At 41.6% G+C, this 23,493-nt stretch carries 23 protein-coding genes; 10 read left to right on the forward strand and 13 right to left on the reverse strand.

The genetic code is table 11. From position 1 onward, the window contains the following. Positions 1–23 precede the first annotated feature (23 nt). Positions 24–956 (forward strand): outer membrane beta-barrel protein, encoded by a 933-nt coding sequence (locus LY11_RS11375; protein ID WP_111633818.1) that lies wholly within the window; start codon positions 24–26, stop codon positions 954–956. Between the two features lie 52 nt (positions 957–1,008). After that, positions 1,009–1,623, forward strand: coding sequence for a class I SAM-dependent methyltransferase (locus LY11_RS11380; protein WP_111633819.1), 615 nt, complete (start codon positions 1,009–1,011; stop codon positions 1,621–1,623). Positions 1,624–1,675: 52 nt separating this feature from the next. Here LY11_RS11380 and LY11_RS11385 read toward each other — a convergent pair whose 3' ends face one another. Further along, positions 1,676–2,260 carry a hypothetical protein gene (locus tag LY11_RS11385; RefSeq protein WP_111633820.1) on the reverse strand — a complete coding sequence of 195 codons (585 nt, stop codon included), beginning with the start codon at positions 2,258–2,260 and terminating at the stop codon, positions 1,676–1,678. A gap of 294 nt (positions 2,261–2,554) precedes the next feature. On the opposite strand from LY11_RS11385, the gene LY11_RS11390 reads away from it, so the two are divergent. The 4 genes from LY11_RS11390 to LY11_RS11405 are packed head-to-tail and all read left to right on the forward strand — an operon-like array spanning position 2,555 to position 5,952. Continuing rightward, positions 2,555–2,920: a hypothetical protein gene (locus LY11_RS11390; protein ID WP_111633821.1), complete on the forward strand. Its 366-nt coding sequence runs from the start codon at positions 2,555–2,557 to the stop codon at positions 2,918–2,920. 4 nt (positions 2,921–2,924) lie between these two features. Continuing rightward, positions 2,925–4,001, forward strand: a complete 1,077-nt coding sequence (locus tag LY11_RS11395; RefSeq protein WP_111633822.1) for a hypothetical protein — start codon at positions 2,925–2,927, stop codon at positions 3,999–4,001. A gap of 31 nt (positions 4,002–4,032) precedes the next feature. Further along, a complete protein-coding gene (locus LY11_RS11400) occupies positions 4,033–4,404 on the forward strand; it encodes a hypothetical protein (RefSeq protein ID WP_111633823.1) in 372 nt (123 codons plus the stop codon). Positions 4,405–4,440: 36 nt separating this feature from the next. Continuing rightward, entirely contained in the window at positions 4,441–5,952 is a 1,512-nt protein-coding gene (locus LY11_RS11405) for a S8 family serine peptidase (protein ID WP_111633824.1), read from the forward strand. A gap of 38 nt (positions 5,953–5,990) precedes the next feature. Here the strand turns inward: LY11_RS11405 and LY11_RS11410 are convergent, their stop codons facing one another. Continuing rightward, positions 5,991–6,227: a hypothetical protein gene (locus LY11_RS11410; RefSeq protein WP_111633825.1), complete on the reverse strand. Its 237-nt coding sequence runs from the start codon at positions 6,225–6,227 to the stop codon at positions 5,991–5,993. Positions 6,228–6,405: 178 nt separating this feature from the next. Between LY11_RS11410 and LY11_RS11415 the strand changes: the two genes are divergently transcribed. Both LY11_RS11415 and LY11_RS11420 read left to right on the forward strand, forming a co-directional pair. Beyond that, positions 6,406–6,645, forward strand: a complete 240-nt coding sequence (locus LY11_RS11415) for a hypothetical protein (RefSeq protein ID WP_111633826.1) — start codon at positions 6,406–6,408, stop codon at positions 6,643–6,645. A gap of 67 nt (positions 6,646–6,712) precedes the next feature. Further along, entirely contained in the window at positions 6,713–7,015 is a 303-nt protein-coding gene (locus tag LY11_RS11420) for a hypothetical protein (protein WP_111633827.1), read from the forward strand. Here the strand turns inward: LY11_RS11420 and LY11_RS11425 are convergent. The 11 genes from LY11_RS11425 to LY11_RS11475 all read right to left on the reverse strand — a co-directional run bounded on the left by LY11_RS11425 (position 6,974) and on the right by LY11_RS11475 (position 21,630). Beyond that, positions 6,974–7,825 (reverse strand): TerC family protein, encoded by an 852-nt coding sequence (locus LY11_RS11425; protein WP_111633828.1) that lies wholly within the window; start codon positions 7,823–7,825, stop codon positions 6,974–6,976. The two genes, LY11_RS11420 and LY11_RS11425, sit on opposite strands and share 42 nt — an antisense overlap. A gap of 32 nt (positions 7,826–7,857) precedes the next feature. After that, positions 7,858–8,784, reverse strand: a complete 927-nt coding sequence (locus LY11_RS11430) for a hydroxypyruvate isomerase family protein (protein WP_111633829.1) — start codon at positions 8,782–8,784, stop codon at positions 7,858–7,860. 24 nt (positions 8,785–8,808) lie between these two features. Then, positions 8,809–9,819, reverse strand: a complete 1,011-nt coding sequence (locus LY11_RS11435; protein WP_111633830.1) for an FAD:protein FMN transferase — start codon at positions 9,817–9,819, stop codon at positions 8,809–8,811. Continuing rightward, positions 9,819–11,138, reverse strand: a complete 1,320-nt coding sequence (locus LY11_RS11440) for a Gfo/Idh/MocA family protein (RefSeq protein ID WP_111633896.1) — start codon at positions 11,136–11,138, stop codon at positions 9,819–9,821. The genes LY11_RS11435 and LY11_RS11440 overlap by 1 nt, the downstream gene beginning before the upstream one ends. Positions 11,139–11,179: 41 nt before the next feature. Further along, a complete protein-coding gene (locus LY11_RS11445) occupies positions 11,180–12,139 on the reverse strand; it encodes a formylglycine-generating enzyme family protein (protein ID WP_111633831.1) in 960 nt (319 codons plus the stop codon). A 2-nt stretch (positions 12,140–12,141) separates the two neighbouring features. Beyond that, on the reverse strand, positions 12,142–14,025 hold the full coding sequence (locus LY11_RS11450; protein ID WP_111633832.1) for a RagB/SusD family nutrient uptake outer membrane protein: 1,884 nt from the start codon (positions 14,023–14,025) through the stop codon (positions 12,142–12,144). A 25-nt stretch (positions 14,026–14,050) separates the two neighbouring features. Next, complete coding sequence (locus LY11_RS11455) at positions 14,051–17,497, reverse strand: TonB-dependent receptor (RefSeq protein ID WP_245952719.1); 3,447 nt, start codon at positions 17,495–17,497, stop codon at positions 14,051–14,053. A 168-nt stretch (positions 17,498–17,665) separates the two neighbouring features. Next, positions 17,666–18,718 (reverse strand): FecR family protein, encoded by a 1,053-nt coding sequence (locus LY11_RS11460; protein ID WP_111633833.1) that lies wholly within the window; start codon positions 18,716–18,718, stop codon positions 17,666–17,668. Positions 18,719–18,812: 94 nt separating this feature from the next. Next, positions 18,813–19,379 carry an RNA polymerase sigma factor gene (locus tag LY11_RS11465; protein ID WP_111633834.1) on the reverse strand — a complete coding sequence of 189 codons (567 nt, stop codon included), beginning with the start codon at positions 19,377–19,379 and terminating at the stop codon, positions 18,813–18,815. Positions 19,380–19,478: 99 nt separating this feature from the next. Continuing rightward, positions 19,479–20,000, reverse strand: coding sequence for a hypothetical protein (locus tag LY11_RS11470; protein ID WP_111633835.1), 522 nt, complete (start codon positions 19,998–20,000; stop codon positions 19,479–19,481). A 208-nt stretch (positions 20,001–20,208) separates the two neighbouring features. Then, positions 20,209–21,630, reverse strand: coding sequence for an MFS transporter (locus tag LY11_RS11475; protein WP_111633836.1), 1,422 nt, complete (start codon positions 21,628–21,630; stop codon positions 20,209–20,211). 111 nt (positions 21,631–21,741) lie between these two features. On the opposite strand from LY11_RS11475, the gene LY11_RS11480 reads away from it, so the two are divergent. Further along, entirely contained in the window at positions 21,742–22,125 is a 384-nt protein-coding gene (locus LY11_RS11480) for a winged helix-turn-helix transcriptional regulator (RefSeq protein WP_111633837.1), read from the forward strand. A 60-nt stretch (positions 22,126–22,185) separates the two neighbouring features. After that, entirely contained in the window at positions 22,186–23,445 is a 1,260-nt protein-coding gene (locus LY11_RS11485) for an MFS transporter (protein ID WP_111633838.1), read from the forward strand. Positions 23,446–23,493 lie beyond the last annotated feature (48 nt).

Genomic DNA, 23,493 nt, shown 5'->3' on the forward strand with positions numbered 1-23,493 from the left:
TGCAGAGGACCTTTAACTTAGCTATGAATACGATGAAATTCTGTTGGTTTCTTTTCCTGTTAACTATCGCGCTTTCCGCCAGGTCGCAATCCATAGCCGGCTATTCAGCAGGCAGTGATCAAAAAAACAATGTGGAGCTCAATGTTTATGGCGGTTATAGTACAGCCGATTTTAACTGGTCGATCGCAGGCAATAGTATGGGCCAAAATCCCAATGTGTTATCGGAGGTCAAATGGAAAAATATAAAGGGTCCGGGTATGGGACTGGATATTCGCGTGAATACCTGGTCCCCTATCTTTTTGAAGGTAAACTATCAGCGTAATTCGATTAAAAGCGGTAAGGTATCTGATACAGATTATGCGGCAGACAATAGAACCGAACCTGGCTATCAGGCTAATTTAAACAGCAACGAAGGTTTTACCTACACTTATGCTGTAGCAGGTGGTTATGAATTTAAAATTAACCGCGTTCTTAAACTCAGTCCTTTCGCGGGTTATCTGAAAAATGCACAGCATTTACACCTGAAGGATTTCGACGAAGAAACAGATCCTGCCATTAAAGCTTTAAACAGCACTTACCAGGCCAGCTGGACAGGTCCGATGCTCGGTGTAGAAGCCGGTTTCAGACTGAATAACCAGTTCTCACTAACTGGCATGTTGAATTATAAACAACTTAAATATAAGGCAACAGCCGATTGGAACCTGATTGATGCCTTTGCACATCCGGTAAGTTTCCGGCATACTGCCAACGGTTATGGTACAGACGGCCTTTTACAACTGAACTTCCGCTTCAATCCCCTCTTATCTGTTTTTGCAAGAGGCAATTACAGTTACTCCAATACGGGTAAAGGAACTGATGATTTATTTTTAGCAGATGGCAAAACGCTCCAATCTCAATTTAACAGTGCGACCAGACACGAAGCTGGTTTGGCTGCCGGTATTGGTTTAAGTCTGTAATCGGCGTATATTCTGTAAATTGACGTATATTTCGCTAATTTAACAGACAGCCATGACCCCATCTTCCTTGAAGCACCTTTATGGAAACATAGATATTTATCTTTTTGATCAGTTACTGAAAGGCAATTATGACAGTTGCAGGAAAATAATAGATGTAGGCTGTGGCGGCGGACGTAACCTGGTCTACTTCTTGAACAATGGCTTTGAAGTTTACGGAATAGACCCCAATCCTGCTGCTGTAAATACCGTTAAAGCTTTATCAGAAAGCCTTGCGCCAGCTAATCCATTAATCAATTTCAGGGTTTCCAGTGCTGAGGATATGCCTTTTGACGAAGAATCTTTCGACCTTTTGATCTGTAGTGCCGTCCTTCATTTCGCTGAAAATGAAATACATTTTAAGCAGATGCTGCTGGCCATGTGGAAAGTCATTAAACCGGGTGGTTTCTTTTTTGCCAGGCTGGCTTCTGACATCGGGATAGAAGAGCTGGTCAGTCCTTTAGGGAATAGCAGGTATTTGTTACCCGATGGTTCAGCACGTTTTCTGGTGAGTGAGCAAACCTTATTAAATTACACCAAAGAGCTTAATGGCTATTTATATGAGCCCATCAAAACTACCAATGTTCAAAGTCTGCGCTGCATGACCACCTGGTGTTTGCAAAAATTATAAAACAAAAAGCCCCGTTGCTTTCGCAACAGGGCTTTCTATCATAGGGTTTAATCTATCTTACATCACCTTTAACTTTGTTTGCTGTGCGCTGACCTGGCAGATAAATCTGGAAGCCAAAAGACAAACCAAGGTTATTCTGGTAACCTGTATTTCCAAAACCTGCAGTTGCATTATACTTTAATAAAGTTTCTAAACCAATGTTAGGGGTAATAAAGTAAGCAAAACCAGGACCGAAACTGAATGCTAAACCATTTGTATTCGCACCACCTTTACTTGTGTTTGTACCACCAAAACCAACTGTAGCTTCTCCGAAGAAACGACCATGTTTAAGTACTTCAGTATCCGCACCAGTATAATAACGGCCTAAACCACCAAAACCGTAGTTAGTTGTAGTCGGACCATCCTTAACCGTCTTTAATCCTAAATTCACATAACCACCTAAGGCTACATTATCCTGAATAAACCAGGCAGCTTTTGGAGTAAGATCCAGGCTGAAGTTTTTAGAACCATTCAGATCTAAACCTAAATTGGCCAGATTACCACCCACCATTACGTTACCTTTTTGGATTTGTGCATTTGCTGACAAGCCAACTCCTAAGATCGCAGCAGTTAGCAGGCATAAAGTAAATTTTTTCATAAGACATTTGTTTTAAACTGTTAAAATTAATCAGGCTAATCTTGCCTGAATACCCTAAAAACCCAATGATTAGCGAAATGTTTTATTTTTTTTATTTTTTTTAACATTTGTTTATAAAGCTGTTATATAGCCTGATGCAATGATCTCGCACAGATTTGAGGTTTTATATTTTATAGCATTTTGACAGTAAAAAAAGTGAACAAACTGTTAAATTGGTGGAGAAAATTATTTCTAATTAGTGTAATATATATTTATAAATTCTTACCTTAATACTGACTACTAACAACTTACTCTATGAAATTTTTCAAGCTTTCTCTAGCTGCCAAGGGCAAAACGGGAAAAATTGTTGCTGTAACTTACAGTCTGAAAAAGTCTTCCAACGTAACTTTTCTTGAAAATGGTTTCAGTATTGGCTATACCAATATTGACCTGTCGCACGACCAGGACAGTAGCCCTGATAATTTTTCTACCAAAGGCTCCCAGCACTATTTATGTCTGCTGGAAGAAGGCGGCCTGCAAGTTACTTTATACGCAGGCGGCCTCTCTGGTGATTTTTGGGCTTTAGATATTCAGGCAGATGGTGTACCGCTGACCAGCAATACAATTAGGGTGTACACAGATACAAGAGGAAACCTGGATTATAACAAACTTACTAAATAACGCTATGAAAACGCTATATCTGCTGCTGCTGTTCAGTATAGTCCTGTCTGTGAGGGCTGGTGCACAAATTATTGCTGAAGATTCAAGAGGAGAATCCTCTATCCTCACTAAGAACGCTAATGTTTCCTTTAACCTGAATGAAGCAGCCTTATCTGCGTCGTGGAATAATTTCAGGAAACTGGCTATAGAAAAACCTTCACAAATTGTATGGGGCTTATCTGCCAGCGGAAACAACAGAGAGGGAATAGCTGATCTTTTTAATGGCGGCAAACTAACCCCGCAGTCTAAAGTGGGTGTTTTTATTGGGTTAAGAAAAAGCTATCAGACTACCGTGCTGGAATTATTAAAAAGGATTAAAGAGATTCAAGACGCAAATCCTGATAAAAATGAAAAGGCTCAAAATGCGGTGAGGTTATTAAATCAGCAAATTGAAGAGAACCGCAGTACCAGGCATACACAATCTTTAACAACTTATATTAATGCAGGTTTAAACGCAGATAATTTCAGGCTTTATAAACCAGAGGATGCCCCTTCCCTGTCCCAGCGCTTTGAAAAAGTCAATTTCAGAGGCGGTTTTGCAGATATAGGCTTAAATTATGAATATGCACCAAGCTGGGTATTCGGTATTGCATTAGGCTATGAACGCTATAATAACCTTGATTCCTTAGCGCTGACCAGTTATACCCTGAAAAACACTACTACAATGAATAATTCAGAATTAACTACTGAAGCTAAGCTCAGCGCCTATCAAGGCAGTTATATGGCTTATAACCGGGTAAATATCAAAACTGATGCGCTGTATTATGGCCGGGTAAGTGACGATTACCGCCTGGTCTGGAATACCTTGTACACCCGGATCATTCTTCCACTGCAGGAAAAAGAGATTAATAAGGTCTTTCAGGCTGGTACAGCAATTAATTTCTATAAAAGTGAAGGCAAATTTGCAGGCGGCCTTTACTTGCAGTCGAATGATGTTTTTAACAGTCTGCATAGTACTGACCAGTTTCACGAGCGGCTCTCTTTTGGTATTGTCGCTAAATATTCATTCAGTTCAATTATGTCCAGAGATTTCGCAAAATAGAAACCTCCTGTTTTATTTAATCCTTACCGTTATGCAAGAGCTACATTCTACAGGTATTCCCGGAGACTTTTTTACCACAGCCAGTCTGAGCACTTTGGCAGGTGCTACTGGTGCAGTTTATATTATTTGCAGTACGGTTCAGAAAGTCTTCAACTTTAACCCGAAGTGGCTTGCTTTGCTGGTTTCTGTTCTGATCTCCTTTGCTGCTGCCCTGCTCACACAGTCTGCCGGAAATGAGATCTCCAGATATTTTATTGCTTTGCTAAATGGTTTTCTGATTTATGCTACTGCAACAGGTACAAACCAGGTATTGGGCTCAAAACCTAGTGCTGATACTGAGGCTACCATAGGGTTCAGACAGACCATCAAAACGAAAAGACGCTTCAACACCACCTGGTGGTAAATTTACTCCCTCACCTAATTTTAAATCCTCGTCCTTATGAAAAAGAACAATTTTGCTTCGAAAAACTACATTTTGCTCCCCGTCTTCCGTACCAATATTACCCAGCAAGATAGCCCTAATGTAGCCAGGTTCCTGACCATGCTGAGTAATTCTGTTGAACATTCTTCTACAGTGAGTCTGGCCAGCAGGAATATGCACCAAAAATCAAGCGATGACATTCCTGTTGTCGTATTGGATTCTATTGAAACCCAGGGCGCAAAACTCATCAGAATCAATGCAGATGAGCTGGCTAATTTCCGTTTCTCCTATCCCGGATTGAGGATTATTGAGGAGAAATTTTATGATCCTGCGGTTTGTTCACCAAAAAAAATACTGATCCAGCTGGATCAGGTAGAAATAAAAACTGCAGTCACTGTAACGGTTAAAGACCCCAATGGCAAAGGGATTTCAAATACGACAGTGGTTCTTTTTACAGATTTTGCAGCCAGTAAAGGAGCTTCCGGTGTTACTAACGCACAGGGAACTATTGCGCTGAATCTCGATAAGAGTATTGCCGAGCGCATTTATGTTTATGCAGACCACAGCTATTGGGGCTATTTTAAGAAAGACGTACAGCTGGGGGCCACCCTCGATATTCAGCTCACCCCCATCAAGCTTGATTTTAAAGATAGCTTAAGATATTTTTATGATACTGCTAAATTGCCCAGGCTTACCCGGAAAGTCCGCGTTGGAATTATCGACACTGGCGTTGGCCCTCACCGTGACCTGAAAGTTGCAGGGGGTAAAAACCTGGTGAGAGGTGAAAAAGAAACTGATTATCAAGATAATGGAGAAGGCCATGGTACGCATGTTGGCGGGATCATCGGGGCTTATGGTGATTTGAATGGTGTTGCTGCCGGTGTGGAAATTATGAGCTACCGCGTTTTCCCAAAAGGAAGTGGTGCTTCGAATTTTGACATTATGAAAGCGATCAATGAGGCCATCACAGACCAATGTGACCTGATCAATATGAGCCTTGGAGAATCTCAGGTCGATGAAGGAATTGCAAGCTACATCAAGGAAGCCTATAATGCCGGAATTGTTTGTTTTGCTGCCAATGGCAATGACAACAGGAGTCCGGTGAGCTTCCCTGCAAATGATAGTCTTTCCATTGCTGTGTCGGCTATGGGCAGGCTGAATACTTTTCCGCCCGACAGTGTAGAAACCGGATCAATACAAGAACCCTACGGCACAGATACCGCTAACTTTATAGCTGATTTTTCTAATATTGGCCTGGAAACCGATTTGACTGCACCTGGGGTCGGGATTATCTCTACTTATCCCAATAACCTTTATGCAGTGATGGATGGAACCAGTATGGCCTGTCCCGCAGCAACAGGTATGGCGGCGAGGATACTGGCCGGTAACCCTGATTTGCTTAATTTACCGAGAAATCAGACCAGGGCAGATGAAATGGTGAAATACCTTTCCATCAATATCAAAGCACTGGGATTCGGAAATTTGTACGAAGGCAAAGGAATGTTGCAGCAGCCAGATGCTGCAAAATAAGTAAAGAGGGACCATTGTTTAAATATGATGGTTCCTCTTTAAAAAGAAAACTCGTCCGTTCTTCTGATAAAATCTCCCAGCTCCGGGGCTAGTTCTTGGATCAGCAACGTTGTTCCGCTCCAGATTAAATTATCTTCCATTTTTTCTTTCAGTAAACACCCTACTAATCTACCGTTGGTAAACACCTGGTAGAGTGGTACAACTGCCGTTGCATTGTTAATCGTTAATGTCAACCTTTTTTCATTAACGTCTGCGATATAGGTGTATTTTTGCATGATACTAAAGTATCAGTTGCCAGTCATCCCATCAATAGGTGTAAATTACGGTTTTGCGGTACGTATAAATACTTATAGGGAGCGAAAAATACCTGAACGTCCAATGATCACATAAAAATTTCAGTGTATTATTTAATCAATATTTTGATTAACTTTATGTAAATGTTATGTCTCAAAAATGAACTTCATTATAAAATATCAGGGAATTAAAGAGCCAAACCTGGAAAAGGTAAACTCTATTCTGGAAATTCACCATGTCCAGATCGTGGATAATAGCCTGTGGCCTGAAACTGCCCTGGTCAATATGGAAGAGTCTGCGCTGGGGAGTTTGCAGCAGGCGCTGAATGAGTGGGATATTTATCCCGAAGAGGAATATCATGTGCCTTCTCCCAGAAAAAAAATCAGAAAATCACATTAAAATTTCCCCCCATAATTAACAGTATAGTTATTTAATTATATATATTTAAGTATCTATCCTCTCCATTATGAAAACCCTGAAAATTTTAAGGCTTTTGCTCACTTCTTATCTCGGCTTAATGGCCGCTACTTTGATCCTCTCTTTGGTTGGTATTGTCGCTTACCGGCTTATGGGTGTCGAATTCCAGCCTGTGATTATCTGGTTCAAAGTGATTACACTTGGAGTAGTCGGCTATTACCTGGGCAATTATAAAAAGAAGGAATTTTACTACTACCGCAACCTTGGCTTATCCAAAACATTTATCTGGGTATGCACTTTCACTTTTGATTTAAGCCTGTTTGTTGCCTTGCTGATCCTGATTAAGAGCTGATTTTCCTGCTTCTTTTTCTTCTGCTTCAATTTCATCATGGGTTTTATTCTTTTTAGGGAAGTTAAACAACAAAGATGAGGCAATTGGTAACACAAAGATAGCTACAGTAAAGATAGATACGAAAAGATCTGTTTTCTCACTATCTATCAGGTGTGAAACCGGCGATTCAGGAAAGAAATGTGTGACTAATGATGAGGTCAGCTTAAGACCCAGTACGCCAATTACAGTAAACGCAGCAGTTTCCAGGAAAGTGAACTTCTCCATCAGCCTGACAAATGCCTGTGCTACAAAGCGCATGGCTAAAATCCCAATGAATACCCCGATATAGATCAGGTAAATATGATCTGTAAAAGCAACGGCCGCGAACACATTGTCAATAGAAAAAGCTAAATCCATCACTTCCACCAAGGCAACGGTTGCCCAGAATGTCCCCACTAAACCGACTGTGTTTTTATAAAACCAACTCTTTGATTTATCAATTTGTTCTTCCTGCTGCGGGCCGTTTTTCGCTCTTCTTTTTCTGAAGAAATCAAAAGCAAGATATAACAAATATATCCCTCCTAATGGTTTCAGCCACCATATTTTGACTAACCAGGCCGCAAGGAATAAACAAATTCCACGAAATACATAAGCACCGATAATCCCATATTTCAAGGCTCTTTTACGTTGATCTTTGGGCAAATCCATGACCATGGTGGCTAATACCGCAGCATTATCCACCGAGAGCAAGCTTTCTATGACAATCAGGTTTAAGATAATCAGTAATCCGGCTTTAATATCCGGGCCCAGAATCGTGTGTAAAAAATCCATAGGCCAAACTTACTTTAAAACCGGAACATTTCCTACAGGAAGCTGTCTGCCTCTCTATAGGCCTGGATAACACGTAACTCCCCTTCTTTGCCCTTGATAGCGTTGCCATGTTCCATTCCCATTACGCCTTTATATCCTTTTTCGTGAAGATGTTTGAACAGGTTTTTATAATTAATTTCACCAGTTCCCGGTTCATTTCTTCCCGGATTATCACCAATCTGCACGTAGGCAATTTCTTCCCAGCAGCGGTCTATATTGATCATCAGGTTACCTTCAGTTCGCTGCATATGGTAAATGTCATAAAGAATTTTACACGATGGACTGTTCACTGCTTTGCAAACGTTATAAGTTTCATGTGTCTGTTGCAGAAACAGTTCAGGTGTGTCACTTAAAGTTTCCAGTACCATGATCAGCCCGTGTGGTTCAAAAATTTCCGCACCTGCGCGCATAGCATCTATTACATTTGCCATCTGAATTCCATAAGGAAGTTTACGCTCATAAAAGCCTGGAACTACGGTTAACCAATTGGCATTGCAACGTTTTGCAGCCTCCACAGAACGGTGGCAAGTCGCTATAAATTTGTCTTTAAACTCTTTTTTACCAGTGGTCAATGATATTTTCCAGTTATCACCCCCATCTACAACGAATACGCCCATCCGCATGCCAAGCTTAGCGAGTAAATCACCGATTTTCGTTTGTTCCGCCAAGGGTCTGTCCAAAAAGCCATTGTCTTCAATTGACCTGAATCCTTGGTCATACATAAACTGGATCTGATCGGTAAAGCTTTTGCCGGCATGCTGGGCAAACATGCCCTGATGTGGCGCATAATCCAGGTTAAATGTTTTGCCAGCCAGTGCCTGTGTTTTTTCTGAAGAACTGGCCACCGCATTTACGGAAGAACCTGCAATCATTGCACCGGTTGCTATTGCACTATTTCTTAAAAATTCTATTCTGTTCATATTAAACTTGATTAATATATCGTGTTAATTTACAATCATTTTCTTAAATCCGGCAGTCAGCGTATCTGTAACGCTCCCATCTTTGCGGTGATAGATCAGGTAAGCCTCCATGTTTTTCTTTGCGGACACAAACTCCAGCGCCTGTTCTACCGACATAGCCATCACTGCATTGTCATACCCGTCGGCAGTCAAAGCATCTTTGGCAAAAATCGTGACACTGATCAATTGATTATCCAGCGGATAACCAGTTTTCGGATTAATCAAATGAGAGATCTTTTTCCCGCCTGCCTGTAAATACTTCCTGTAATTTCCTGAAGTGGTAACAGCACCTTCCTTAAAACTAATTACATGCCTGATTTGAGGCTCTGACAACTCATTTAAAGCTGGTCCTTCGATACCCACCCGCAGCGCAGTTCCATCTGGTTTTGGTCCTTTCATCCTGATCTCCCCGCCTATTTCCACTACAAAACATGTAATCCCCTTATGCAGCAGATAATCCGCAACTACGTCTACACTATACCCTTGTGCAATCCCATTGAGATCTATCCGTACACCCGGTTGTTTTTTAAAAAGTTCATTCCCTTTAACCTCCAAAAGGTTCATGCCCACATTTTTCAGCAATTCCTTAATCCTGGCGCTATCCGGAAATACCGTGATAGGTTTAGGCCCAAAACCCCAGGCCTGGACCAGCGGCGCTACAGTAATATCAAACCTGCCATCAGTAGCCTTATAAACCTCAAATGATTTATTGATCACACATAAAAAATGAGCATCTATACTTAAAGCTTTAGTTGCGTTATTAAACTTACTGATCAAAGAATAAGGTTTATATAAAGACATGGAAGAGTCAATCTTTAACAAAATACTATCCACCTCTGCTACGCTGACTAAAGGAGATTCAGCATAATATTTAATAGAATAATCGGTGCCCTGTGCGTAACCATGCAAAGTATATTGCTGTTGTTCCTTCCTTTTAACAAAGAAAGAAAGCAACAGCAATACAACGATTACCCAAGTTTTATAGACCAGGACCACTAAATTACCTTAGTTTTTCCAGGCGTTGGAATTGGGTATAAACCATTCGCATCAGGCATTAATCTTGGATTAGCCGTCCAGCTCAGTTCAGCCGGAAACAAACTGTTATCTGCTTTTAAAGCATCATCCCATTTAATCGTCTGACCAGAATAAGTAGCATACCTGCCTATAATTGACGTAAAACAGCTTTTCGCTCCGCGTTCCGCATCACTGAATTTAAACTCTCCATTAGCAATTGCAGCAAATAACTCGTCATGCTCTGTCTGATAAGGATTTTTATTGCCTTTGGTCGGGTGGCTGAATATTTCTTTTCCCTTATGGTCCCACAATACCCCATGGTTTCCTGCCGATAAATACGTCCGGCCTTTAGTGCCCTGGAACGTTTCATCTACCCGGTTTTCCGTGCCCTCAAAATGGCGGCACTGGCTGTAAATCACCGCTCCGTCAGCATAAGTTAACTCTACTGCATGGTTGTCATAGATTTCACCATAATCTTTTCCCGTTCTCCAGGCGCGGCTGCCGGTTCCCTGTACAGAAACAGGATAAGCACCCTTCACCCAGTTCGCGATGTCAATATTATGGACATGCTGTTCTACAATATGATCCCCGCAAAGCCAGTTGAAGTAATACCAGTTGCGCATCTGATATTCCATTTCTGTTTGCTGAGCTTCACGTTTTTTAACCCAAACCCCACCGCTATTCCAATACACCTGTCCGCTATAAATTTCACCTATAGCGCCATCCTGTATTCTTTTCATCGTTTCCCTGTAATTGGCCTGGTATCTGCGCTGTAAACCAACCACGACATTCAGTTTTTTCTGTTTAGCAATTTCTGCTGCTGCCAGTACCCTGCGGATTCCCGGCGCGTCCACTGCGACAGGTTTTTCCATAAAAACATGTTTCCCCTGTTTAACAGCTTCTTCAAAATGACCAGGTCTGAATCCCGGAGGGGTCACCAATAGAACCACGTCTGCCAGCGCAATCGCCTGTTTATAAGCATCAAAACCTATAAAACGACGTTCCTTAGGGACATCGACTTTATCTTTAAATTTATCAAAAAGGACTTTATAACTATTGTCCATCCTATCCTGGAAAGCATCGGCCATCGCTACCAGCTTTATATTCTGAGTAGTGCTTAAAGCCTGGAAAGCAGCACCAGTTCCGCGATCTCCGCAACCGATCAAGGCGATCTTAATCGTATCGTCAACGGAAGTATGGCCGCCTGCAAAAGCGAATTGATTTAACAATACACCACCGGCAATCAATGCCGAAGACTTTAAAAATTCACGACGTTTTTCACGTAATTCTTCATTGTTCATAGTAAAATCAGTTTTAGGTTCTATTTGGTTGTTCATTGTGTTTAATAATCGGCAATAACAGGTTGATCATAATAAGCTGCTATTTCAGCTTTGGATGGTGTATTTACAGGTCTGACCAGGCGCATTCCAATAAATGGAGCCTCAGGAAACCACCAGTTGCTTTTCGGGATCTGGGGATCAAGCTGTTTCCAGACCGGATCAGAAGCAAGCCTCGCTGCTGAGCGTAAATCTAACGGGCCATCTTCATAAGACCCCCCGCGAATCACATGTGCATATAATTTTGAAGGAGCAGCTACAGGATTAACTGCAACCCCTTTTTGCTGCGCCGCATAAAAATCTGCAGCATACTGGTCGTACGTCCATTCCCCGACATTGCCATACATATCGAATAAGCCCCATTGGTTTGGCTTTTTCTGGCCTGCAGGATGAGTTTTGCCCCCGCTGTTTTCCTTAAACCAGCCATAATCACTCAATCCGGCAGCGGCTTCCCCAAAAGCATACGTACTGGTACTTCCCGCTCTGCAGGCATATTCCCATTCAGCCTCGGTAGGTAAGCGGTAAAAAACGCCCGTTCTGGCATATAACCATTTACAATACTGTATCGCATTGTAATGTGTCATGGCCAGTGCAGGATGGTTTTCTTTTCCCATGCCAAAAGTCATATCCAAATACGGCTTGGTAGGCCTGGTCACTGCATCTACATTTGCAGGTACAGGCCCCGTGCTATGCGAAGCCTCATAATCCTTATACAAAAAAGGCTCATATAAATCCCAGGTCAGCTCAAAAGCAGCCATCCAGAAAGCGTCCAGTTTTACCCGGTGTACAGGCAGTTCATCCGCTTTTCCTTTGGTACTTCCCATCAGGAATTCTCCGGCTGGAATAGCCTGCATCTTAAAACTCAGTTTAGTGCCTTCAATTTGCTGCGTATAAGATTTCTCTTGTCCGGCGCAAAGGAATACACTCAGCAGCAGCGGAACTGTAAATAATAATTTAACGCTCATAATTAATACCCGGGGTTCTGTTTCAACTCTTTATTCTTAAAAACTTCATCACGCTCAAACGGTCTGAAATATACTTTCTCTGCCCATTGACGGCTCTCCTGAGCAGTTTCAACGGTTGGCGTATAAGAGTAATCGTAAACTGAAGGATCGTAATGATAAGGCGCAGACATCGTTTGTCCGGATTTAAACTTGCCCGAAACTTTGATATAAGTAGGTTGTCTGCCCAATGTTTCTTCGGCAATCATCCAGCGGCGTGCATCATGGTAACGCTGCTCCTCGTAAGCCATTTCAATCCTGCGTTCGTGGCGATAAATATCCCTTAATTCAGACGGTGAAGTTGAGCCTACAGCTGGCATACCAGCTCTGAACCTGATCCTGTTCAACCAAACGATTGCCTGGTCAGTTTGTCCTAACTCAATGCTCGCCTCGATATAATTCAGCACTGCTTCTGTATACCTGAAAAATGGCCATGGTACAAATTGCGGCATGGAAGCATCTACAATGGAAGGGTCCGGGTCAGTAAATTTCTGCATATAATAGCCTGTCCAGCTTCCATTCCAGTTTTCAATAGAACTTCCGCGGGTATCCAATCCTTTGAAATTGATGACATTACTGCCTTCTTTCAAATCATACTCTCCAGTCTGGATCTGATTTGCAGGATCGACATTTCCCGAAACTTTATCCCTTGGCTTCCAGCCTGCACCATCATATAATATCGTAGCGTAAAAACGAGGATCACGATTTTGGTAAGGTGCGCTCTTCTGCGCGGTATTTGCCCAGCTGAATTTAGTCCCGTCTGTCATTTCGTAATCATCTACCATTAAGCCAATTGGTGTATTACCTGCCCAGTTATGATACCCATTCGGGCCATTGGCACGCGCATACCGGTTATCACTCCGGTCAATAAAATACCTGGCAAATATCAGTTCTGAACTTGCCGAAGGATCTATGCCCGGTGCTTTACTTTCCCCGCCCATCGCAATACTTTTATAATTAATGATTCCAGCGTTAACCGATACTTTCTCGCTGAGAGACAGCTTATAACCAGTACCTGCATCCAGTACAGCTTTAGCTGCATCCTGTGCTGCTTTCCAACGCTGCATACGATCTCCTGTGGTATAACCAAGAAATTCAGGATTGGCATAACCTGAAATCACCCCTTTAGATTTTGATCTGGCAGTCGGTGAATCATGTAAATCACTTGCCGCATATAAAAGTACCCTTGATTTTAATGCCATTGCTGCCAGAGAAGAAGTTCTTCCTTTTTGCGTAGACTTTCCTGTCAATTCTTTGATCGCATCATCACAATCTTTGATCATAAAATTCACACACTCTTCATAAGTTGCCCTTTTAGCGGCGTAATCCTCATTCAGTGCGTAAACCTTTGTAATCAGTGGCACACTACCATAAAAACGTGTCAGCTGATGATAAAAATAAGCTCTTAAAAAGTGTGCTTCACCCAGCAACTGATCTTTCACATTTTTATCCGTTATCCCATTATCCGCTCCGGTTAACTGTTCGATCGTAATATTACAAGACCTGATCCGGTTGTACATCTTATTATAAGCCCAGGTATCATCAACCCAGCCTAAATTTGTAGGGTTTATAATTCCGGCATTCACCAGGTCAATCCCCCTGTTTGGATGGGTGAATAAAGATTCATCGGTCACAGAAGACAACATTTGTTCTGGAAACCCGCCATTCCCTAAACCATTATAGATGTCGGTTACAAAGGCCTGCGCCAGCGCCGGGTCTTTCCAAATCAGTTCTGACGGTATTGCAGTAGGTGGACTTACGCTCAGGAAATCCTTCTTGCATCCGCTCACAAAGGAGGCCAGCAGTGCGGTGGTCAATAGTATATATGTATTTTTGAATATAGTTTTCATATGCAATTGCAATTAGATAATAAGTTTAAAAAGTAGCTTTGATCCCTGTGTTGATCACTCTTGCCTGCGGATAATACTGTGCACTGGAATTCGTTGATTCCGGGTCCCAGATTCCGATTTTATCTACTGTAATCAGGTTTAAGCCGTTAACATATACTCTTACCGCACTAATACCTGCTTTTTTACACCAAACAGATGGCAACGTATACCCTATCTCTACATTTTTCAGTCTGACATAATTGTTGCTGCGCAGCCAGTAAGTATTTCTGCCCGCATTGTTAAAATCTGTATAATACGTTTTACCACGGTTCGACAAACGAGGGAATTCACTGCTTGGATTATCAATTGTCCAGCGGTTTTGATAAGACCAGTCCAGGAAGTTTCCAATATCTCCCGATTCCGTTAAACCTACAATCTGAACCCCACCGCTCGCGCCTTGTATCAAGGCCGAAAAGTCAAAGTTCTTGTATTGTAAAGTCAGGTTAAAACCACCTGTAAAAGTCGGCGTGCTGGTTTTATCAGACCTGATCCGGTCATCCCCATCAATTTTACCGTCTCCATTCACATCCCTGAACTTCATGTCACCCGGAAGAAGTTTATTTGTTAAAGCGCTGTAATTAATCGTATTAGCTTTAATTTCCGCGTCATCCCTAAATACCCCAACATACTCATAAATCAAATCCGTACCCGTTGGCATGCCTGTAGACTGTTGCCATGAAGGTGCGCCAGGAGTTTCATCCCAGAAAATGATCTTATTTTTAGAATATCCGCCGTTCACACTTACGCCGTAGTTCAATTCACCAACATGGTCATTGTAACTCAATTTAAACTCAAAGCCTTTGTTATTAACCTTTCCTAAATTAACAGGAGGCAACTTTTCAGTGATCCCGGAACTGCCCGGAATAGAACTACCTCTGCTGATCAGGATTTTAGTCCGTTTATTATAGAAATAATCAAACTCAAAACTCAGCTTGTTATTTAAAAACGAAGCATCTAAACCTAAATTCGCATTGTTGGCTACTTCCCATCCAAAATCTAAATTGGGTACACGGTTTTCTACTAAAGTCTGGCTGTACTGATTGTTGATAATGTAATTACCAAAGCCCATGGTATTTAAATACTGGTACTCCGCCAAAGCATCCCCGAAATAAGCTTCAGCACCCATCTGCCCATAAGAAGCCCTGATTTTCAGGTTATTGATAAACTTAATATGGTCTTTAAAGAAGGATTCTTCAGATACCCTCCAGCCTGCTGAAACCCCCGGAAAAAATCCGAACCTTTTATTTTCAGGGAAGATATAAGACCCGTCTACCCGCCATAAAAACTCTGCCAGATACTTTTCTTTATAATTATAACCAGCTCTGCCAAAATAACTTAAACGAGCCCTGTTAAATAAATTATTAGGTGCGTCAGTTGGATTGCCAACCGTTTGTTCTCTGTCACTTCCTGCTACCAATTCCTGTAAAGCGGTAGAAAGGAAGTACCTGCGTGTGGCGCTGAAACCATCATTGTTAACTTTTTCCCTGGTTACCCCTGCCATCAGGTTAAAAGTATGATCACCTATTTTCTTATCATAAGTAGCCATTCCCATTAAATTGATAGCAAGCTGTGAACCTGCAGTCTCTCCCAAACTTGCATCAGTACGCTCCGAACGTACAGATCCTTTCAGCAAAGGCGTAACGCCGTCGGCCTCAAAAGATTTTTTATCCCAGTAATATAATGTCCATGGAGTCTGCCATCTTTTTTGTCTGCCCGCAAACTTGTCAATAGAAGCTGTACCTGTAATTTTCAGCCCTTCTACGCCCGGGACTTTAATATCAATTTTACCCGTAGACTGAAAGTAATCCCGCTGATCTCTGTTATACCCTGTCTGATCTGTGGTGATCACGTAAGGATTATAACCAAATTCAATATCCGGCCCTGGTAACCCATTTGGCCAGACTTCCTGCTCCGTAGGTTTACCACGCATCAGCATTCTGAAAATATCACCAGCGCCAACAGTTGGATAATTACGCGCCTCTTCTCTGCCTGTAATGCCTAAAGTTAAAGTCACATATTTACTCACTGCCGCTTCCAGGTTAATCCTCAGATCATATTGCTTATAGCCAGTCGCTGACTTTTTATAATAGCCATCCTGATCCAGGTAACCTAAGGAAACCAGGTATTTGATATTCTCTGCGCCGCCGGTCAATTGCAAATTATGTCTTTGCTGAGGCGACCAGTTTTTCAAAGTCGTCTTAAACCAGTCTGTATTCGGGTAACGCAAAGGATCTGACCCATCACTTAATTTCTGCATTTCATCGGGACGGTAAACGGCCGACAAGATATTTCCATTATCCGTTCTTTTATAAGTACCAGTTGCTTTAAATGCCTGTGAAGCAGCACCCCACTGGTCTACAGGTAAATCTGCACCAAAAATATTCAGCTCATTCAAGATCTCGGCATATTGTGTTGAATTGGCCATTTTAGGCGTTCTGGTAGGCTGTTGCAAGCCATAGCTGAAATCGTAAGAAAGCTGAGGTTTACCAGATTTACCTTGTTTAGTAGTAATCAGGATTACCCCGTTCGCTGCGCGTGATCCGTAAATTGCAGCAGAAGCATCCTTCAGTACAGATACACTTTCCACGTCATTCGGATTGATCCTTTCTAAACCACCCGCACGGTTTGGCACCCCGTCAATAACAATTAGTGCATCATTATTTCCTAAGGAATTTACCCCGCGAATCCGGATGGTAGAACCATCAGCACCCGGTTCTCCGCTGGATTGTAAGGCAGTTACTCCGGGTAATCGTCCGGCTAAAGAGTTAGACAGATTTACGTTCGGTGTTTTCGCCAGCTCTGTACCTTTCACAGAAGTTACTGCGCCGGAAACTACTGCCTTTTTCTGCGTACCATAACCAACTACTACAATTTCTGTGAGCGCCTGGCTGTTTTCCTGCAGTTTGACATTGATTACAGGGCGGCTATTCACCGCGACTTCCTGCGTATTATAACCCAGGTAAGAAAAAATTAGCACCCCATTGTCAGGAACTTTAATACTGTATTTACCAGACCCATCGGTCGTGGCCGCAGCAGTGGTTTCTTTTAGCTTAATGCTGACTCCGGGAATACCACCACCCTTTTCATCCGTTACTGTTCCTCTGACTACTATATCTGCAACAGCTCCGTTTTTGGGCCTGATCACAATCAGATCGTCCTCCATAGCCTGGAACTTCAAGCCTGTGCCTTTCAAAAGGAAACTCAGTGCATCAAAGACCATAATGTCTTTTTGCATCAGCGTAATATCTTTATCCAGCGGGAGATCCTCTTCGCTGTACAGCAAACGAAAATTCCCTTTACGCTCCAGAATAACCAAAGCATCCTTTAGTTTTATTTGCTGAAGGTTTAAATCAATCTTCTTGTTTTGAGAGTAACTGCTGGCAGATACCTGGAAACAAAAGAGAAAAGACAAAACAAAGATCCAGTTTAACATTAATATTAGTTTTTTTTGGGAAAAGTGGACGCATAGAACTTTATTGCACAGTCCTTTTTTTTTCATAGATTTGTGAATTTCAAAGTTAAAAATCTGATAAACCGTTTGTTACATTACGGGTTGGAGGATTGGAAAGGGAGGGAATGTTGGCGCATTTACTCCCTTTTTTTAGTAGATGGTCACGTCATGTGCGGTAAGGTTAAAGGTGAAAGGTTTGATTAACTGCATAGCCGTTAAGGCTTCTTTAATAGTCTCATTCTTAAAGACTCCTGTAAAGCGATAGGATTTTGCCCTGGAAGAACCCAGCTTAATTTTGATGTTAAACCAGCGTTCCAGTCTCGGCTTTAAATCAACGAATGATTCATTGTGAAATACCAGTGTATTGTTTTTCCAGGAAACTTCTTCTATATATTCATTTCCCCCGATATGAACAGGTACGATATGTTCAATCAGCAGGGTAATATCCTGATTGTCCATTTTCAATACACCCTGCTGGCCATCTTGCAGTACAAATTTTTCCGAAGGATTTAAGATGATCTTTTGCTGAGGCCTTTCATTGACAGATAATTCAATGGAACCACGTAATAAAGTGGCCACAGACTTCTGATCTACAGGATAGGCCCTTACGTTAAAAGCGGTGCCTAATACTTTAATGGCAATCTTATCGGTTTGCACTATAAATGGATGTGACTCATGGTGGGCTACATCAAAAAAAGCCTCTCCTGTTAAATGTACAATACGTACCTTTCTTTTATTAATGTCTGAATGGTAAGCTAATTTGCTGTCTGAATTGAGCCAGACTAAAGTGCCGTCTGGTAATTTCATCTTTTTACGCACCCCTTTTCCAGCAACCAGCTGCGTATTGAAAGTATCCTGCGTACGGTTATGGATATAAAATAAGCCGGCAAAGAAAATTAAACATAAAGCAAGGACTGTGATCGACAGGTTTTGATATTGACGAAAGAACGGAACTGGTTCTTCTGCCGCAGGCGTGGTCAGCTCGTCATAAAACTGGAGCCTATGACATTGATAAATACGGTCAACATCAGGAGTATCTGCATCAGGCTCCTCATTGTTGAGCCAGATTTGTTTGAGTACTTCTTCATAATAAACAGAGTCAGGATAGCTATCAATGAGCATATTCAGCTCCTCCAATTCATATGGGGTCGCTTCACCAGCCATTTTACGAGCTAATAATTCTATAATTCTGCTTCTTTTCATAAAGACCGCGATACTGATTTTATATTGGTTAGTGTATATAGGACAATATATATCAGAAAACTCCCTAGTCCGAAATGAAAAAAATAAATAAGGGTTACATCAAGTTAAATTCGACTTTAAGAACAGCAGTAAGTTTTTTGACTGCATTGACCAGGTGGGCATCCACAGTTTTCGTCGAAATATTCAAAATAGCGGCTGTTTCTTTATAACTTAATCCATCTTCTTTGATCAGTTTAAAAACCAGTTTGCATTTATTTGGCAGGGCTTCGGTAGCCTGTTCTAATTTCTTTTTCAACTCATCATTGATCAGGAGCTGTTCAGGATTGAGACTATCCAGTACGATCTGTATATCAATGTCTTCTAAAAAAATCAGTTCTCTTTTGGAATGTTTATTTAAGAAATTTAAGCAAAGATTACGGGCGATGACGAAGGTATAAACTTTAATATTTTGTACCTCAGGTAGTTTTTTTCTGTTTTTCCACAGTGTAATCATCACATCATTTGCCACCTCTTCAGCCAGCTCTCTTGATTTTAACAGATAATAACAGAAGCGATATAACGCGGGGAAAAGGTTTTTAAAAAGCTTTTCATACGCATTTTCACTATCATATAAAGCTATATCACAGATCAAATGAGATAGGTCTGCAGCAGGTTTAGGCATCGGAATATATTTGGTTAACTCAAATTTAACAATTTAACCATACCATCCAAATCTCTTCTGCATCAGAAAAAAAATTGTCTGTTTTTTACCGCGCTGAAATCAATTGTAACAAGGTTCGTTAAATGCGCTGTGTGTGGGGATTGAGTTTTTTCGGAGTTCGATGCTTTCAAAATAATAGAAAAACATGGCTTTAATCTCCTGACTTATAGGTTCAAGTCCGTCGATCCAGGAAGATAAACTTAACCTGTCTATACCAGTATCCCGATGAATATCTTTGAGTGTGATGCCCATGTTCAGCATTTGATCACCGATCCAGCCCGGTTCAACATCATCTACGATAGCGGGTGTATAAACTATAGGGTGAACCGTTACAGGTACGCCAGTAACAAATCTTTCAAAAAGATCCTGAGTAAGGGAGATTAATTTCGGGATTTCTGCAGGGTGGCCATTGGTGCATTTCCACTGCCGTGTTTTCACTTTTAATGCGGAAGATTTAGCTGTGACAATTTCAAAACTAATATTAAGCTGGGATAAATATTGCCTGGCACCTTCTTCCAACCTCAAAAGTTCTATATGCCTGACAATCCCTACTAACTTATAAATGTTTTTAATGATCTCCATTTTACTGATTCACAAAGGGATTCTCAATTCTTTATCCCACCGTTAATTTTTGTTATTCAGGCAAAGCTGTTTCGGTCCGGTTAATAAAAATTCAACACGATCTTTAAGCTAAACTACCAAAATTTTATGATGCTAACAAACAAATAGCTTATTGGAAACATTAACAAACGAAAGCCTTTTTTGTTGTCAATTATTTTAAAACGTTTTACTAATCCAGCTGATTATTCCTTAAGGTGGTGGTTTTTTCTGGTAAAAGAAAGAGGAAAAAGCTGACCAATACCAAGAGGATCACATTCAGGATGGTAGCCGTTTGATAGGCGGATAAATAAGCTTGCGGAGTTTCTGCTTTTCCTAATGTAGCAAAGAACACCCCTCCTACAATGCCAATGCCCAATGCAATTGCCGTTTGCTGAAAGGTCGAAAAAGTCCCTGAAGCTGCACCGGCAAATTTTGCAGGAATGCTTTTTAGCGCCATGGTCAGTAAAGATGGTAATACCGCGCCGCAACCTGTACCGTAAATAAATAATATCGGTAAAAAGATCATCCGGCTCACGGCTGCCGATTTAAAAAACAGGATATGGAGAATCAAAGCGGTCACCATAATCAGCACCCCGCCCTGCAAAACCTTTTTTCCATAAACCGGGATCAACCGGATGGCAAGAATTGAAGCGGCCACATAGCCAACGCCCTGAAAAACAAAAAAGATACCCGTTTCTGAAGAGCTGATCCCAAATCCGGTCTGCAACAGGATCGCATTGATCAGGAAATAAGAATCCTGTGCCATGAAATAAAACAAAACTGCACAAAGCCCTATGTTAAAGTCCTTATAACCGAACAGCCTGATATTGATCAGCGGTTCTTTTCTTTGCAGCAGCTTTCTCTTTTGATCATATAAAAAGATAAACAGCAAAACAATTGATAGTCCTATCAAAACTATACTCCACCAGGGCCAGCCTAGTTCTGCACCCCGGATTAAAGGATAAATCAGGCTAACCAGCGCTACAGTTAGTAAAAATACACCCGAATAATCAAATTGACCAGTTTTTGTAATCGTGTTATCTTTCAATAGTTTTGCCGCCATCAGGGCTGAAATGATTCCCAGCGGAAGATTGATCAGGAAAATCAGCCGCCAGCCTGCAATAAAAAAATGGGTGTCCGGTAATATACCGCCTAAAAACTGGCCAATCACAGAGGCCGCCCCTGCTATACTTCCATAAATTCCCAATGCTTTAATCCGTTCCTGGTGAGAGGGGAAAATCAGCTGAATATAGGCAATGCCCTGCGGAACCATGAAAGCAGCACTGATCCCCTGGAAAAACCGGGCAGTATTCAACTGAAAAGCAGTTTGAGAGATCCCGCATAACAGTGAAGCGAAAGTAAATGATAACATCGCAATGATAAAAACTCTCTTTTTGCCATAGTAATCTCCTGCCCTGCCGCCGGTAATTAAAAATGCTGCATAACCCAGCAGATATAAAGCAATAACAAGCTGTATGTCGCCATCTGTGCCATGAATTCCTCTTTTGATAGCAGGTATGGCCACATTGACTATAAAAATATCAATAACGGATAAAAAGATAGAAGAGGAAAGGATAATCAGTAATATCCATTTAGAAGGTTGCTTGCTCATCGCTATTCATGTGTTTTTTATGGGTGGGATCACCGATTATGATTAACTTTACCACCCAAAGATGGAAGCTACATTGAAGTTAAACAAGTAGTTTGCCGGACAATACTAAGTATGGAAAACAGTACCAATGATGACCCTCAGCTGGTTATAAAACAAGAAAATAACGAGCAGCTGGAAGATAACTGTTCCATGACAAACGCGTGGAAAGTTATTGGCGGGAAATGGAAACTACTTTTATTAAATGCGATCCGTCAGGAATGCCCTGCAAGGTTCGGAGCGCTGAGAAAAAAAATGCAGGACATTACGCAAACCACACTCACTACACAATTGCGTGAACTGGAACGCGATGGCATCATTTCCAGAAAAGCTTATGCAGAATCACCTCCTAAAGTAGAATATCAACTCACCGAACTGGGGCAATCCCTGATCCCGGTTATGCAGGTCTTGTCAGACTGGGGCGATAAATATTGCCAACTGACTAAAGTTAATCCTTAGCGGCTCTCTATGTTTCACTATTTTCTAAGCTTCAACCCTTTATAACACGTTAATCTCCTTATGGATCATATCAACAAATCGTCTGCTACAAAATATTACGTTATTGCCTGGGTTTTCGGCCTTCTTTTTTATTTTCTGGATTATGTAATCAGAGCTGCTCCGGCAGTCATGATCCCTCAATTATCAGCGGTATTTAATGTTTCTACCATTGGCTTGGTGTCTATTATAGGTACTTATTATTATACTTATTCAACCTGTAGTCTGATTGCAGGGATAGCGCTCGACAGGTTCGGTGCAAAATATTCTTTGTTTGCCGGCGCAGTGATTTTGGGAATCGGTGCTTTACTTTTTGTAATCTCCAGTGAATTTGCCGGAAATACAGGTCGTTTATTACAGGGAGCAGGTTGCGCATTTGCTTTTCCAGGCTGTGTTTACCTGGCTACAAAAGGGTTCTCCCCTAAATCTTTAGCTACTGCTATTGGTTTTACACAATGTATAGGGATGCTGGGCGGATCTGCCGGACAATTCGTGGTAGGCCCTTTAATCGAAAAAGGAGTTGACCAGAAACTGTTCTGGATTGGTGCGGGAATTTTTACCATTATCGTTGCTTTCGGGTTATTACTGGTTATCCCAATAGCTAAAGAAGAACAGAAATCGACTAAACAATTGCATTCAAAAGGCTTTTTAAGTCCTTATAAAGTAGTATTCTCTAATGCGCAGTCCTGGCTTTGCGGTATTATTTCAGGTCTTTTATTTGCGCCAACCACTATTTTTGCGATGACCTGGGGTGTAGCCTTTTTCCAGCAAGACAGAGCTTTCAGTTTCCATGACGCTACTATTGCCTGTGCAATGGTGCCGATGGGCTGGGTATTTGGCTGTCCGCTGCTGGGTTATCTGACCGATAAAATTGGTCAGCGTAAGCCGGTACTGATTGGCGGTGCGGTGCTGATGATCTTAAGCTTATTACAATTGTTATTTTTACCAGAGCTGCTTCCGGCTTATGTGAGTACGTTCATGCTGGGTGTGGCTTCTGGCGCTGCGATGATCCCCTATTCGGTTATCAAAGAATCTAATCCTGACCATGTGAAAGGAAGTGCTACCGGAGCGATCAACTTTATCACTTTTAGTGTAACTACACTCGTGAGCCCGCTGTTTAGCCATTTCTTTGGTAAAACATTAACCGGAGCAACAGATAAAGCCAGTCATTTTCAGTCTGCCGGATTATTCTGGATTGCCGGAATTGCGATCGCTATTGTGGTGAGTTTGCTGCTTAAAGAAACCGGAAGTAAGAAGGCGGAGAAAGCAATAACAGCTTTATAAAACTCTAATAATACTTCTGCTCAGGCAATTGTTTTTAGTGATAACCAT

The organism is Pedobacter cryoconitis, assembly GCF_003259615.1.
GTDB lineage: Bacteria > Bacteroidota > Bacteroidia > Sphingobacteriales > Sphingobacteriaceae > Pedobacter > Pedobacter cryoconitis.

What these genes read in the sequence shown, in the direction of transcription:
- LY11_RS11375 (WP_111633818.1), top strand. Translation starts at nt 24, where the DNA reads ATGAATACGATGAAATTCTGTTGGTTTCTTTTCCTGTTAACTATCGCG.
- LY11_RS11380 (WP_111633819.1), top strand. Translation starts at nt 1,009, where the DNA reads ATGACCCCATCTTCCTTGAAGCACCTTTATGGAAACATAGATATTTAT.
- LY11_RS11385 (WP_111633820.1), bottom strand. Translation starts at nt 2,260, where the DNA reads ATGAAAAAATTTACTTTATGCCTGCTAACTGCTGCGATCTTAGGAGTT.
- LY11_RS11390 (WP_111633821.1), top strand. Translation starts at nt 2,555, where the DNA reads ATGAAATTTTTCAAGCTTTCTCTAGCTGCCAAGGGCAAAACGGGAAAA.
- LY11_RS11395 (WP_111633822.1), top strand. Translation starts at nt 2,925, where the DNA reads ATGAAAACGCTATATCTGCTGCTGCTGTTCAGTATAGTCCTGTCTGTG.
- LY11_RS11400 (WP_111633823.1), top strand. Translation starts at nt 4,033, where the DNA reads ATGCAAGAGCTACATTCTACAGGTATTCCCGGAGACTTTTTTACCACA.
- LY11_RS11405 (WP_111633824.1), top strand. Translation starts at nt 4,441, where the DNA reads ATGAAAAAGAACAATTTTGCTTCGAAAAACTACATTTTGCTCCCCGTC.
- LY11_RS11410 (WP_111633825.1), bottom strand. Translation starts at nt 6,227, where the DNA reads ATGCAAAAATACACCTATATCGCAGACGTTAATGAAAAAAGGTTGACA.
- LY11_RS11415 (WP_111633826.1), top strand. Translation starts at nt 6,406, where the DNA reads ATGAACTTCATTATAAAATATCAGGGAATTAAAGAGCCAAACCTGGAA.
- LY11_RS11420 (WP_111633827.1), top strand. Translation starts at nt 6,713, where the DNA reads ATGAAAACCCTGAAAATTTTAAGGCTTTTGCTCACTTCTTATCTCGGC.
- LY11_RS11425 (WP_111633828.1), bottom strand. Translation starts at nt 7,825, where the DNA reads ATGGATTTTTTACACACGATTCTGGGCCCGGATATTAAAGCCGGATTA.
- LY11_RS11430 (WP_111633829.1), bottom strand. Translation starts at nt 8,784, where the DNA reads ATGAACAGAATAGAATTTTTAAGAAATAGTGCAATAGCAACCGGTGCA.
- LY11_RS11440 (WP_111633896.1), bottom strand. Translation starts at nt 11,138, where the DNA reads ATGAACAATGAAGAATTACGTGAAAAACGTCGTGAATTTTTAAAGTCT.
- LY11_RS11445 (WP_111633831.1), bottom strand. Translation starts at nt 12,139, where the DNA reads ATGAGCGTTAAATTATTATTTACAGTTCCGCTGCTGCTGAGTGTATTC.
- LY11_RS11450 (WP_111633832.1), bottom strand. Translation starts at nt 14,025, where the DNA reads ATGAAAACTATATTCAAAAATACATATATACTATTGACCACCGCACTG.
- LY11_RS11455 (WP_245952719.1), bottom strand. Translation starts at nt 17,497, where the DNA reads ATGTTAAACTGGATCTTTGTTTTGTCTTTTCTCTTTTGTTTCCAGGTA.
- LY11_RS11460 (WP_111633833.1), bottom strand. Translation starts at nt 18,718, where the DNA reads ATGAAAAGAAGCAGAATTATAGAATTATTAGCTCGTAAAATGGCTGGT.
- LY11_RS11465 (WP_111633834.1), bottom strand. Translation starts at nt 19,379, where the DNA reads ATGCCTAAACCTGCTGCAGACCTATCTCATTTGATCTGTGATATAGCT.
- LY11_RS11470 (WP_111633835.1), bottom strand. Translation starts at nt 20,000, where the DNA reads ATGGAGATCATTAAAAACATTTATAAGTTAGTAGGGATTGTCAGGCAT.
- LY11_RS11475 (WP_111633836.1), bottom strand. Translation starts at nt 21,630, where the DNA reads ATGAGCAAGCAACCTTCTAAATGGATATTACTGATTATCCTTTCCTCT.
- LY11_RS11480 (WP_111633837.1), top strand. Translation starts at nt 21,742, where the DNA reads ATGGAAAACAGTACCAATGATGACCCTCAGCTGGTTATAAAACAAGAA.
- LY11_RS11485 (WP_111633838.1), top strand. Translation starts at nt 22,186, where the DNA reads ATGGATCATATCAACAAATCGTCTGCTACAAAATATTACGTTATTGCC.